Raw genomic sequence first — 11635 nt, forward strand, 5'->3', positions numbered from 1 at the left:
GCGCCATGGATGCGTCGACCGACAAGCCGCACATTCTGGTCGTCGACGACGATACGCGCCTGCGCGAACTCCTGAAGTCGTTCCTCTCGCGCAACGACTTCCGCGTCTCGACGGCGGCCAGCGCGGCAGAAGCGCGCCAACGGCTGAGCTCGCTCGACTTCGACCTGATCGTGCTCGACGTCATGATGCCGGGCGAGACCGGCCTCGAATTCGCGACGGAACTGCGGCGTACCGACGACGTGCCGATCCTGATGCTGACGGCGATGGTCGAGACCAAGGATCGCATCGCCGGCCTGGAGAAAGGCGTCGACGACTATCTCGGCAAGCCCTTCGAGCCGCGTGAACTCCTGCTGCGCATCCAGAGCGTGTTGCGCCGCGGTCGTCCGGCGGCCGCAGTCGCGGCCCCCGACGCGCCGCGTCAGGTGACGTTCGGCCCCATGCAGTTCGACCTCGAACTGGGCGAGCTGACCGACAAGGGCAAGCGCGTGGCGCTGACGGACGCCGAGATCGCCCTGATGCGCGCCTTCACCGGCCGCATCGGCGAGGTGCTGAGCCGCGAGACGCTGTGCAAGATCATCGGCGCCTCGGTGAACGAGCGCGCGATCGACGTGCAGGTGACGCGGCTGCGGCGCAAGATCGAGCCCGATCCGTCGTTTCCGCGCTATCTGCGCACGGTTCGCGGCCAGGGCTACCGTCTGGTCGACGCATGAAGTGGAGTGTCGTCAGCGACATCTTCGAGCGCATCGCGCACTGGTCGGACAAGCATTCGCCGCAGACCCTGTTCGCGCGCGCGCTCATCATCATCGTGGTGCCGATGCTGTTGCTGCAGGCGCTGTCGGCCTGGTGGTTCTACAGCCAGCGCGGCGACAACGTCACCAACCGGCTCGCCATCCTGCTGGTCCGCGACCTGCGCCTGCTGATCTCGCTGCGGTCGGACTTTCCCGACGACGAGCACCGCCAGTGGATCCTGCGCCGCTCCGCCCAGGACCTGCTGCTGTTCGTCTCCTTCCGCAAGGGCATCGTGCGGCCGTTCAAGGAGCCGGAGTATTTCGACATCGTCGCCCGCGAGGTCCAGGGCGCGCTCAATGCCGACCTCAAGCGTCCCTTCTTCCTCGACAACAATATCGGCGGCGGCCAGCTCCTGATCGAAATCCAGCTGCCGGACGGCGACGTGATGGACGTGCTGGTGCCGCACGTGCGCCTGACCTTCGGCTCGAGTTTCGCCTATGTCCTGGCCCAGCTCGGCCTCGCCTTGGTCCTGTTCGGCCTCGCCATCTGGTTCATGCGGCGCGAGCTGGTGCCCATCGAGCATCTGGGGGTGGCGGCCGACGCGCTCGGCAAGGGGCGCGACGTGCCCGACTTCGCCTTCTCCGGCGGCACGCGCGAGGTGCGCAACGCCGCCACCGCCTTCCATACGATGCGCATCCGACTGCGCCGCTCGATCCAGCAGCGCACCGAGATGCTGGCCGGCGTCAGCCACGATTTGCGCACGCCGCTCACCCGCATGAAGCTTTCGCTGGCGCTGCTGCCGGAGTCGCCAGAGACCCGCGAGCTGGCCGACGATGTGGACGACATGCAGCGCATGATCGAGGGTTATCTCGCCTTCGCGCGCGGCGAGGGCGACGAGGATCCGGTGATGTCGGACCTGTCGGAGATCCTGGAGGACGTCGCGGCCGGCGCGCGCCACGGCAGTGCCGCCCTCGAGGTCTCCTGGAAGGGCGACATGAACGTCGAACTGCGGCCGCTCGCCATCAAGCGCTGCCTGACCAACATCGTGTCCAATGCCGGGCGCTACGCCAGCGAGATCAGGATCGAGGCGGTGCGCGGCCGGACCGCAGTCGAGATCACGGTCGACGACAACGGTCCCGGCATCCCCCCGGAGAACTACGAGGACGTGTTCCGGCCGTTTTTCCGCCTCGACCAGTCGCGCAATGTCGAGACGGGCGGGGTGGGCCTGGGCCTCAGCATCGCCCGCGACGTGGCGCGCAGCCATGGCGGCGAGGTCACGCTGGCCGCCTCGCCGCTCGGCGGTTTGCGCGTGGTCGTGCGAATTCCGCTCTGAGCGGTCCGGGGGACTTGCGGCAGAGCCGCCTGTGATAGATTGAAAGAAATACTCAAGAGAGAAATGTCCAAGGCAATGTCCAAGACACCGTCGCTTCAGTTCACGCACGTTCCGCACCCGTCGCCGCTTCCCGCCGATCAACGCGCGGCGCTGCTCAAGAATCCGGGCTTCGGCCGTGTCTTCTCCGATCACATGGTGACCATCCGGTACAACGAGTCCAAGGGCTGGCACGATGCGCGGGTCGAACCGCGCGCGCCGATCCCGATGGACCCGGCCGCGGCCGTCCTGCACTACGCCCAGGAAATCTTCGAAGGGCTGAAGGCCTATCGCACGGCCGAGGGCGGCGCGACGCTGTTCCGCCCGCTGGAGAACGCCCGCCGCTTCCAGCAGTCCGCCGAGCGCCTCGCCATGCCCGCCCTGCCGGAGGAGGTGTTCCTCGAGGCCGTCGACCAGTTGGTCAAGATCGACCGGGCGTGGATCCCGGAGGGCGACGGCAGCCTCTACATCCGGCCCTTCATGTTCGCGAACGAGATCTTCCTCGGCGTGAAGCCGTCGTCGGATTACCTGTTCATCGTCATCGCCTCGTCGGTCGGCGCCTACTTCAAGACCGATGCGCCGGCCGTGTCGGTCTGGGTGTCCGAGGATTTCACCCGCGCCGCCCCCGGCGGCACCGGCGCCGCCAAGTGCGGCGGCAACTATGCCGCCAGCCTGCAGGCGCAGGCCGAAGCGACGCGCCATGGCTGCGACCAGGTCGTGTTCCTCGACGCCGTCGAACAGCGCTGGATCGAAGAGCTGGGCGGCATGAACATCTTCTTCGTGTTCGACGACGGCTCGATGATCACCCCGCCGCTCGGCGGCACGATCCTGCCCGGCATCACGCGCAGCTCGCTGCTCACGCTGGCGAAGGACAAGGGCATCAAGGTGAGCGAGGAGCGCTATTCGATCGAGCAGTGGCGCAAGGACGCCGCGAGCGGCCGTCTGCGCGAGGCCTTCGCCTGCGGCACCGCCGCGGTCGTCACGCCGATCGGAACGGTGCGCAGCAAGGACGGCGAATTCCGCATCGGCAATGGCGGCTCGGGCGCCAGCACCGAGGAGCTGAAGGCCGCCCTCGTCGGCATCCAGCGCGGCCGCACGGCCGATCCGCACGGCTGGATCCACAAGGTTTTCTAGGTCACCACCGACCTCATCCTGAGGAGGCCCGAGGGGCCGTCTCGAAGGATGGACAACAAACGCGGTGCTAGGGCCCATGCTTCGAGACGCGCTCCTGCGGAGCGCTCCTCAGCATGAGGTGGCTGTTTGTAAAAGCGACGGAGTTCTTTCCGGCGAAAGATTAAAACAGCTTGCCGCCGTTCGGCACCGACTTCGTCGGTGCGATCAGCACCACGCTGCCGTCGGCGGCCGGGAAACCGAGAGTCAGGACTTCCGACATGAACCGGCCGATCTGGCGCGGCGGGAAGTTCACCACGGCGGCAACCTGACGGCCGACCAGCTCCTGCGGCGTGTAATGGACGGTGATCTGGGCCGAGGATTTCTTCGTGCCGATCTCGCCGCCGAAATCGATCAGCAGGCGATAGGCGGGTTTGCGCGCGCCTTCCAGCGGAGCGGCCTCGACGATGGTGCCGACACGGATGTCGACCCGTTCGAAATCTTCGTAAGCGATGGCTGTCATGTGCCCGCAGACTAGAGCCGCGGGATCAAAAGACAAAGACGGGCAAAAGAAAAGGGGCCGCGACTGCGGCCCCTTCCCGATCAGCGACTGGCTGATCGACGCTTACGCTAAAACGCTTACTTCTTGGCGAGGGCGGCCTTGACCTCTTCGGTCAGCTCGGCCACGCGGGCGCTCAGCGCCGTCACGGCGTCGGCCTGGCCCTTGGTGTAGAGGTCGGCCAGTTCCTTGGTGTTGGTGATGGCCGAGTCGTAGGACTTCTTGATGAAGTCGATCTGCTTGGCGGCCTTCTCCTCGACGGTGGCGGCGGCGAGCACTTCGCTGCCGTGCTTGGAGAAGTCTTCCATCGCGGCGCGGACCATGTCGCCCTGGCGCTGCGCGATCGTCTTCATCTGCTCGACGGCGGCGGTGTTGAGCGAGGTCATCGTGGCGAAGTTCTTGCGCGCGGTCTCGACGAACGTCTCGACGTTCACGGTCGGGAGCTTGAACTCACCGGAAATCTTGCTGAAGTCGAAGTCGGCGAAGGGGTTCTTGAAGGCACCGTTGGCGTACATGGAAATCTCCTCGTGAAACGAAGCAAAGGCTGAGCTCGGGTGCCCCGCTTTGCTGCGGTGCACAATGAAGCTCAATTTAGGGATGCATTGCAGCGAGTCAAGAGCCGTTTTTGTGCACTGCACAAAATCTTCACGCCTCGGGCGAAACGGGCGGCGCGGCCGGCGGGCCGCCCTCGGGCAATTTCGCATATTTGTCAAAGAGTTGCGCCCAGCGCTCGGCCGTCTTCAGACGATTGTCCAGGGCCGCCATCGTCTTGGAGAGGTCCTGGGTATCATCGCGGTCGAATACTCGCGAGACGGCGTAATGGATGGCCAGCAGCCCGTTCTGTCGCAGCGCACCGGGCACCCCGTCGCTGGCCACCGACGCGGCCTCCAGCATTGCCGCCATCGAGCGCCGCAGTCCCGGACCCATCGCAATCGCCAGAATCGGGTCGCGTGTCCCGGCGCGCCGCAGTGCCCGCAGCGCCGCACGGTACGGCCTCAGCGCGTCGTAGCGGCGCATCATCACGTCGAACAGCCGGTCGCGCGGTGTCTCCTCGAGGTCGAGCGCCGAGGGCGTCCCCGCGATGACTTCCGCATCGATGCGCGCCATGAAGGCCGCGGCCAGAGAGGTCTTGTCGGAATAGACCCGGTAGAGATCGGCAAAGCCCAGCCCGGCCGCCTGCGCCACGTCGCGCAGCGCCACGTCGGCATAGCCCTTCTCGGCGATCAGGCCGAGAAAGGCATCGAGGGCCTTGTCGCGAACGTCGTTCACCCTGCCAGCTCCTTGGACCGATGCGAGGCGGCCGCGAGGGCCTTGTCGAATATGGGTTGGATGCCGTCGGTTGCCATCAGGACCTGCAGGGCTGCGGCGGTCGTGCCGCCGGGACTGGTCACGTTGACGCGCAGTTGCGACGCCGGCTCCGGAGACTGCTTCAGCAGTTCCCCGCTTCCGATCACCGTGGCGCGGGCGAGCTGCATGGCCATCTCGGGCGGCAGCCCGGCCTTCACGCCCGCCGCCGCCATCGCCTCGACCAGCAGGAAGACATAGGCGGGGCCGCTGCCGGACAAAGCCGTGACGGGATCCATCAGCGCCTCGTCGTCGGCCCACAGGACCTGGCCCACCGCCTCCAGCAGCGCGTGGCAGCGCTTCTTTTCCGCGGCCGTCACGCTCGCCGCCGCCGTTGCGACGGTGATGCCCTGCCGCACCGCCGCCGGCGTGTTGGGCATGGCGCGCACGATCCTCGCCGCATGACCGAGGCGGGCGGCGAAATAGCCCAGCGTCTTGCCGGCCGCGATCGAGAGGAACACCGAACCCTGTCCGGCAAAGCGCCGGAGATCGACCAGCGTCTCGTCCATCGATTGCGGCTTGACCGCCAGCACGACGGTTTCCGGCGTCTCCACCATCTCGGCCGAGGAGGAAACGACGCGGACACCGGCGTGACGGGGACGGATCGCCTCGACCGGCTCGGCGACGACGATGTCGGCGGCGGGCAGGCCGCGCGCCAGCCAGCCGTCGAGCATGGCGCCGCCCATCTTGCCGCAACCGACCAGCAGCAGCTTGCCCATCGCGTCAGCGTCCCTGGAACCTGGGCGACCGCTTCTCGCGGAAGGCGGCGGCGCCCTCCTTGCGGTCCTGGGAATTGGCGATGGTCTCGAGCTTGTAGCGCTCCGGCACGAAGACCTCGGCCGGGCCGCGCGGCAGCGTCTGGTTGGCGAAGTCGCGCAGGGTGCGGATCACCAGCGGCGCGGACTGGGCGATGACCGAAGCCATGCGGCGCGCCTCGGCGCGCTCCTGGCCGAGCGGCACGACCTTGTTCACGAAGCCCACGTCGTAGGCCCGCTTCACCGAAATCTCCTCGCCGAGCAGCAGCAACTCCATCGCGACCTTGTGCGGCATGCGCGAGACGATGCCGGGCATCAGCCCGCCGAACACGCCGACCTTGGCCTCAGGGTACATGAACTTGGTGGTATCGGCAGACACCATGAGGTCACATGTCATCACGAGACAGATACCGCCGCCGATCACCCAGCCCTGGGTGGCGGCGATGACGGGCTTGGTCAGCGCGTGGCTGACATGCGGCACCGCCTTCCACATCGCGGCAGGCGGATTGTGCAGGTCGGCACCGACGCAGAAGGCCGGTCCATCGGCCTGGAGAACGGCGACCTGGTCGTCGCCTTCCTCGAAAGCGCGATAGGCCTCATAGAGCCCGTCGCACAGCTCCTGCGTCAGAGCGTTGCGCTTCTCCGGGCGCATCATGGTGATGGTGGTGATACCTTCGCTCGACTCGACTTTGACCAGACTCACGGCGTCCTCCAGTGCTTCTTGCGCCGGATGCTACCAGCCGCCCATACTCGCCGCATCAGGAGACCTGTCATGCAAACCCGCAATCCCTTCATCGACGACCTCACCAAGGTGGCCAACGGCGCCATGGGCGCGCTGACCGGCATGAAGGACGAGGTCGAGGCCCGCGTGCGCGACCAGATCGCCAAGATCCTGGACGGCATGGACATCCCGCGCCGCGACGAGTTCGACGCCGTCAAGGCGATGGCCGCCAAGGCGCGCGAGGAGAACGAGGAGCTGAAGAAGCAGATCGCCGAACTGCAGGCGAAGCTTGGTGGCTCCCAAGGCCCCGAAGCGTAGGACACGAGAACTGGCGGTAACTAAAGGTCCCTCGCTGCGCTCCGGATGACAGCTTTTTTTGAGGCGCACACCATGCGCCAAAGAGAAATTGTCATCCCGAGCGCAGCGAGGGACCTTTCGCTTACAGCGCCCCGACCGACTTCAGATAGAGGTCGCTCGCTTCCTTCGTGACCTTTCCGGCCTTGCCGTCGCCGATGAGCCGGCCGTCGACCTTGGTCGCTGGGGTCACGCCGCCGAGCGTTCCCGTCACGAAGGCCTCGTCGGCGGAGTAGACCTGCGCCAGGGTGAAATCGCATTCCTTCGCGACGTTGCCGGCGGCGCGCCAGGCGTCGATGACGTTCTGCTGGGTGATGCCCTTGAAACTGTAGAGACCGGTCGAGGTCCACAGCTCGCGGCCACGCACGATGAAGAAGTTGGTCGAATTGCAGGAGGCCACGAAGCCGCGCGGGTCGAGCATCAGCGCCTCGTCGGCGCCGGCCTTGATCGCCTGGATCAGCGCCTGGATGAGATTGAGCCGCGAGTGCGAGTTGAGACGCAGGTCGAACTGGTCGGGGTTTGTCGTGCGGAAGGTCGAGGTGAAGAGCGCGTAGCCTTTGGCCTTGGCCTCGGGGATCGGCGTCTTGTACTCGGCGACGCAGACGATCGTGGCCTTGCCGATCACGAAGCGCGGATCCTGGTTGGGCGTCTTCTTGAGGCCGCGCGTGATCATGAGGCGGATGTGCGCGCCGTCGATCATGCCGTTCTTCGCCAGCGTATCGGTCACGACCTTGGTGACACCGGCGCGGTCAAGCCCGATGTCGAGATCGATCGAGCGCGCGCCTTCGAACAGGCGATCGAGATGGGCGTCGAGGCTGATCAGCTTGCCCTTCACGAGACGCAGCCCCTCCCACACGCCGTCGCCCAGCACGAAGCCTGAATCGAACACCGAGACGCTGGCCTCGTTGCGGGGCGCGAAGGTGCCGTTCACATAGACCAGCACCTGGTCGTTGCGCGCATCGGCCAGATAGGCCTGGGCGCTCGCCTGTTCCGTCGTCATGGCAGTTTCCCTAGAAGCTGAATTGCTTGTGGCTGGCGAGGAAGGCGCGGGTGCGCTCCTTCTTCGGGTTCTTGAGGACCTCGTCCGGCGTGCCCTGCTCGTGGATGGCGCCGTCGGCCAGGAAGATGATTCGCGTCGCGACGTGGTAGGCGAAGCCCAGCTCGTGCGTCACCAGCATCATGGTCCGGCCCTCCTCGGCGAGCGCGAGGATCACGGCCAACACTTCGCCCACCAGCTCCGGATCGAGCGCCGAGGTCGGCTCGTCGAACAGCAGCATCTCGGGATCCATCGCGAGCGCGCGGGCAATGGCGACCCGCTGCTTCTGGCCGCCCGAGAGATGGGCCGGATAAGTGTCCGCCTTCTCGGCGAGCCCGACCCGCGCCAGCTCTTTGCGCGCCCGTGCCTCGGCCTCGGGCTTCGGCATGCCGCGCACGGTGCGCAGCCCTTCCATCACGTTGCCGATCGCCGTCATGTGCGGGAACAGATTGAACTGCTGGAACACCATGCCGACCCGCTGGCGCACCTGGATCAGCTCGCTTTCGCGATAGATCCGCTCAGCCGTCCGGCTCTCGCGCCCCAGCAGCTGGCCGTCGAGCGCGATCGTGCCGCCGCCGGGCCGTTCCATAAAGTTGAGGCAACGCAGCAAGGTGCTCTTGCCCGAACCCGACGCGCCCAGGATGGCGATGCGCTCGCCGCGCGCCACGTCGAGATCGATGCCGCGCAGCACGTCGGTGGCGCCGAATCGCTTGGTGAGGCCGGCGACCTTCAGGATCGTCATTCGTCCCTCTTCAGCCGGCGTTCGAGGAAATAGCTGAACTGCACCAGCGGCCACAGGAAGACGAAGAAGATCACCGCAACGGCAGTATAGGCCTCGATCGGATTGTAGTTGAGCGAGGCGATCAGCTTGCCCTGCTGCAGCAACTCGACATAGGCGACCGCCGAGGCCAGCGTCGACATCTTGAAGATCTCGATGGCGCGGTTGGTCAGCGCCGGCAGCATGCGCTTCAGCGCCTGGGGCAGGATGATGCGCCGCATCGCCTGCCCCCAGCGCATGCCGAGCGCCCGCGCGCCGTCCCACTGGCCGGTCTCGATCGACTGGATGCCGCCGCGATAGATCTCGGCCGAGAAGGCCGCCGAATTGAGCGAGATGCCGAGCGAGGCGGCGGCCAGCGGCGAGATCTGGAACGGCAGCAGGATCGGCAGGGCGAAGTAGAACCACAGGATCTGCACGAGCACCGGCGTGTTGCGGAAGAACTCGACGAAGATCGTGGCCGGGATGTGGAGCCAGCGATTGCGCGAGTAGCGGCCAAACCCGACGATCAGGCCGAGGCTGAGCCCCAGCACCAGGCAGATCGCGAAGATGCGCAGCGTGCCGACCGCGCCGACCAGCAGCGCGTCGGTATTGTCGAGGACGGAGGCAAAATCCCAGCGCATCAGTGCACCGTCGATTCCCCACTGCGCGCCAGCCGCAGCTCGACCAGGCGCGCGACCTGGCTCGCGAGGAAGATCACGACGAAGTAGATCAGCGCCACGACGGTGTAGGTTTCGAGCGGCCGGAATGTCTTCTGCGAGACCTCGTTGGCGGCGAACAGCAGGTCGGCATAGGAGATGGTGGCGATCAGGGTCGTCGTCTTCATGAGCTCGATGGCGCGCTCCATGAAGGCCGGGATCATGCGCTTCACCGCCTGCGGCAGGATGATGCGGCGTAGCGCCTGGTCATGGCGCATGCCGATCGCGCGCGCCCCGTCCCACTGGCCGCGCTCGATCGACTGGATGCCGGCCCGGAACACCTCGGCGAAGAACGCAGCCGACTGGATCGAGAAGGTGACGGCGCCGGCCACGAACGGCGTCATCTCGATGCCGACCAGGATGGGCAGCGCGAAGAAGAACCAGAAGAGCTGGACCAGCGGCGGCGTCGTGCGGAACACCTCGATGACGAAGCCGGCAGGCCAGGACAGGAGGCGTCGCGGCGACAGGCGCAGCAGCGCCAAGCCCAGGCCGAGCGCGACGCCGCAGACCAGCGCCGTGCCCGTGATCCGGAGCGTGTTCACCAGACCCTCGACCAACAACGGTGCGTTGGCGAGGACCGGCGAGAAGTCCCACTGATAGGCCAAGTAGCGCGGCCGCCTACTTGATCATCTCTTTCATGACCGGCGGCGCGGCCTTGGGATCGAGGCCGAAGTCCGCGATCGCCTGCTCGTACCACTTCTGGGTCTGGCCGCTCTTGTAGTAGTCGGCGAACTGCTTATCGACCCATTCGGTGAAGGCGGTGTCGCCCTTGCGCAGCGCCGCGCTCGAGGGCTGCGATTCGGCGGGTAGCGGCACCACGATCTTGCCCTTGCCGAGCCGCTGGCGGGCGGCGAGCAGCGGGGGATGGAACAGCAGCACGGCATCGACCCGGCCCGACTGGAAGGCGGCGATCGCCTCGGCATTGCCGGGGAAGCGCTGGATGTCGGCCTTGGGCGTGTGCTGGGTCGCCCAGCGGTCCATGGTCGAGGCCTGCGGCACGGCGATGCGCACGCCCTGCTTGTTGAGGTCCTCCCAGGTCTTGGCGTTCAGGTCGTCGCGCGCCAGCACGGCGAGCGAGTACCAGAGGAGCGGCGATTCGGGGAAGTTGGCGGCCTGTTTGCGCTCGGCCGTGGCGTCGAGCATGAACATGATGTCGATCTTGTCGCCCTGCAGCGCGGCGATCGCATTGCCCCAGCTCACCTCGACCGGCTCGAACTTGACGCCGAGCTTCTGGGCCATCGCCTTGCCCATCTCGATGCCGAGACCCGACGCCCATTGGCCGGTCTTGGGATCCTTGGAGTACCAGGGCGGCGCCTGGGTGACGCCGACGCGCAGCACGCCGCGCTTCTTCACCTCGTCGAGCGTGCCCTCGGCGCGCGCGGCGAACGGAATGGCCAGCGCGGCGGCACTCGCGGCCGCGACGGCGAACAACGAACGTCGATTGATGCTCATGAATGGACTCCCCTTTTTGGCTTCCCCGGCAGATCCGGCATCGAGCGCAGGAATTTCTCCGTGGTCTCGACGCCGCGACGCATGTGATCGGCGATCTCGGCCTTCATCGCGTCGAAGTCAGTGCCGAAGGCCGCCTCGATGTAGCTGTCGTGGCTGTCGCGCTTCGGGCCGCGCCGGCCATGCGCGCGATGATGCGCCGCCCAATAGAGCTGCAGCCGGCCGCGCAGCCCGTGCCAGGCGCGCTGCAGGAGCTTGTGGCCGCTCGCCTCGTAGACGAGGCCGTGGAAGTCGAGTTCGTTGAGAATGCTGGCGCGGTCGTCGCCGGCATCGATCGAGACGATCAGCACGTCGTTGCGCCGCCGGAGCTCGGCGCGGAACCGGTCGTCGCGGCGCGGCCAGACCTGCTCGAAGGCGAAGGTCTCCAGCACGGTGCGCAGCGAGTAGATCTCGTGGATGTCCTCGACCGAGAGCTCGGCGACGCGCGTGCCGGTGTAGGGCACGGTCACCACCAGCCCCTCCTCGATCAGCTGGCGCAGCGCCTCGCGCAGCGGACCGCGACTCACCTCGAAGCGCTCCGACAGCGCCGTCTCGACCAGCGGCGCCCCCGGCGGAATGTCGCCCGCCAGGATCGCATGCCGCAGCCGCTCGACGATATGCGCCCGCAAGGTCGCCTTCGGCACCCGCTCGAAGAGCGCGCCGGGGTCTCGTGATGAGAGATCGGAAAAAGCCAAGA

Annotated in this window: 15 protein-coding genes; 4 read left to right on the forward strand and 11 right to left on the reverse strand. The window is 66.8% G+C overall.

Going from position 1 to position 11635, the window contains the following annotated elements; all coding sequences use genetic code 11:
- Window positions 1-5: 5 nt before the first annotated feature.
- From ACP15H_RS22345 to ACP15H_RS22355, 3 genes are all read left to right on the forward strand, one after another.
- Window positions 6-710, forward strand: a complete 705-nt coding sequence (locus ACP15H_RS22345) for a response regulator (protein WP_425068335.1) — start codon at window positions 6-8, stop codon at window positions 708-710.
- The gene (locus ACP15H_RS22350) at window positions 707-2062 is read left to right on the forward strand and encodes an ATP-binding protein (protein ID WP_425068336.1); all 1356 of its coding nucleotides are present in this window, start codon (window positions 707-709) and stop codon (window positions 2060-2062) included. Before ACP15H_RS22345 ends, ACP15H_RS22350 begins: the two co-directional genes overlap by 4 nt.
- A 75-nt stretch (window positions 2063-2137) precedes the next feature.
- Window positions 2138-3232 carry a branched-chain amino acid aminotransferase gene (locus ACP15H_RS22355; RefSeq protein ID WP_425068337.1) on the forward strand — a complete coding sequence of 365 codons (1095 nt, stop codon included), beginning with the start codon at window positions 2138-2140 and terminating at the stop codon, window positions 3230-3232.
- Between the two features lie 160 nt (window positions 3233-3392).
- Here ACP15H_RS22355 and ACP15H_RS22360 read toward each other — a convergent pair whose 3' ends face one another.
- The 5 genes from ACP15H_RS22360 to ACP15H_RS22380 form a co-directional block, all read right to left on the reverse strand.
- Window positions 3393-3731, reverse strand: a complete 339-nt coding sequence (locus ACP15H_RS22360) for a tRNA-binding protein (protein ID WP_425068338.1) — start codon at window positions 3729-3731, stop codon at window positions 3393-3395.
- 116 nt (window positions 3732-3847) lie between these two features.
- Window positions 3848-4282: a phasin family protein gene (locus ACP15H_RS22365; protein ID WP_425068339.1), complete on the reverse strand. Its 435-nt coding sequence runs from the start codon at window positions 4280-4282 to the stop codon at window positions 3848-3850.
- Window positions 4283-4412: 130 nt separating this feature from the next.
- Entirely contained in the window at window positions 4413-5036 is a 624-nt protein-coding gene (locus tag ACP15H_RS22370; protein WP_425068340.1) for a TetR/AcrR family transcriptional regulator, read from the reverse strand.
- Complete coding sequence (gene proC / locus ACP15H_RS22375) at window positions 5033-5830, reverse strand: pyrroline-5-carboxylate reductase (RefSeq protein WP_425068341.1); 798 nt, start codon at window positions 5828-5830, stop codon at window positions 5033-5035. The genes ACP15H_RS22370 and proC overlap by 4 nt, the downstream gene beginning before the upstream one ends.
- Before the next feature lie 4 nt (window positions 5831-5834).
- The gene (locus tag ACP15H_RS22380; RefSeq protein WP_425068342.1) at window positions 5835-6569 is read right to left on the reverse strand and encodes an enoyl-CoA hydratase/isomerase family protein; all 735 of its coding nucleotides are present in this window, start codon (window positions 6567-6569) and stop codon (window positions 5835-5837) included.
- A 69-nt stretch (window positions 6570-6638) separates the two neighbouring features.
- Here ACP15H_RS22380 and ACP15H_RS22385 point away from each other — a divergent pair, with 69 nt between their 5' ends.
- Window positions 6639-6905: an accessory factor UbiK family protein gene (locus ACP15H_RS22385; RefSeq protein ID WP_425068343.1), complete on the forward strand. Its 267-nt coding sequence runs from the start codon at window positions 6639-6641 to the stop codon at window positions 6903-6905.
- A 121-nt stretch (window positions 6906-7026) separates the two neighbouring features.
- Here the strand turns inward: ACP15H_RS22385 and ACP15H_RS22390 are convergent, their stop codons facing one another.
- Genes ACP15H_RS22390 through ACP15H_RS22415 form a run of 6 tightly spaced genes read right to left on the reverse strand, consistent with a single transcriptional unit; the run spans window position 7027 to window position 11633 of the window.
- Entirely contained in the window at window positions 7027-7941 is a 915-nt protein-coding gene (locus ACP15H_RS22390) for an aminotransferase class IV (protein ID WP_425068344.1), read from the reverse strand.
- 10 nt (window positions 7942-7951) lie between these two features.
- Window positions 7952-8719, reverse strand: coding sequence for an amino acid ABC transporter ATP-binding protein (locus tag ACP15H_RS22395; protein WP_425068345.1), 768 nt, complete (start codon window positions 8717-8719; stop codon window positions 7952-7954).
- Complete coding sequence (locus tag ACP15H_RS22400; RefSeq protein WP_425068346.1) at window positions 8716-9375, reverse strand: amino acid ABC transporter permease; 660 nt, start codon at window positions 9373-9375, stop codon at window positions 8716-8718. The genes ACP15H_RS22395 and ACP15H_RS22400 overlap by 4 nt, the downstream gene beginning before the upstream one ends.
- Window positions 9375-10055: an amino acid ABC transporter permease gene (locus ACP15H_RS22405; RefSeq protein WP_425068347.1), complete on the reverse strand. Its 681-nt coding sequence runs from the start codon at window positions 10053-10055 to the stop codon at window positions 9375-9377. The genes ACP15H_RS22400 and ACP15H_RS22405 overlap by 1 nt, the downstream gene beginning before the upstream one ends.
- Before the next feature lie 13 nt (window positions 10056-10068).
- Window positions 10069-10902 carry a transporter substrate-binding domain-containing protein gene (locus tag ACP15H_RS22410; protein ID WP_425068348.1) on the reverse strand — a complete coding sequence of 278 codons (834 nt, stop codon included), beginning with the start codon at window positions 10900-10902 and terminating at the stop codon, window positions 10069-10071.
- Window positions 10899-11633: a GntR family transcriptional regulator gene (locus tag ACP15H_RS22415; protein WP_425068349.1), complete on the reverse strand. Its 735-nt coding sequence runs from the start codon at window positions 11631-11633 to the stop codon at window positions 10899-10901. Before ACP15H_RS22415 ends, ACP15H_RS22410 begins: the two co-directional genes overlap by 4 nt.
- Window positions 11634-11635 lie beyond the last annotated feature (2 nt).

This window comes from Reyranella sp. (assembly GCF_965249915.1).
Classification (GTDB): domain Bacteria; phylum Pseudomonadota; class Alphaproteobacteria; order Reyranellales; family Reyranellaceae; genus Reyranella.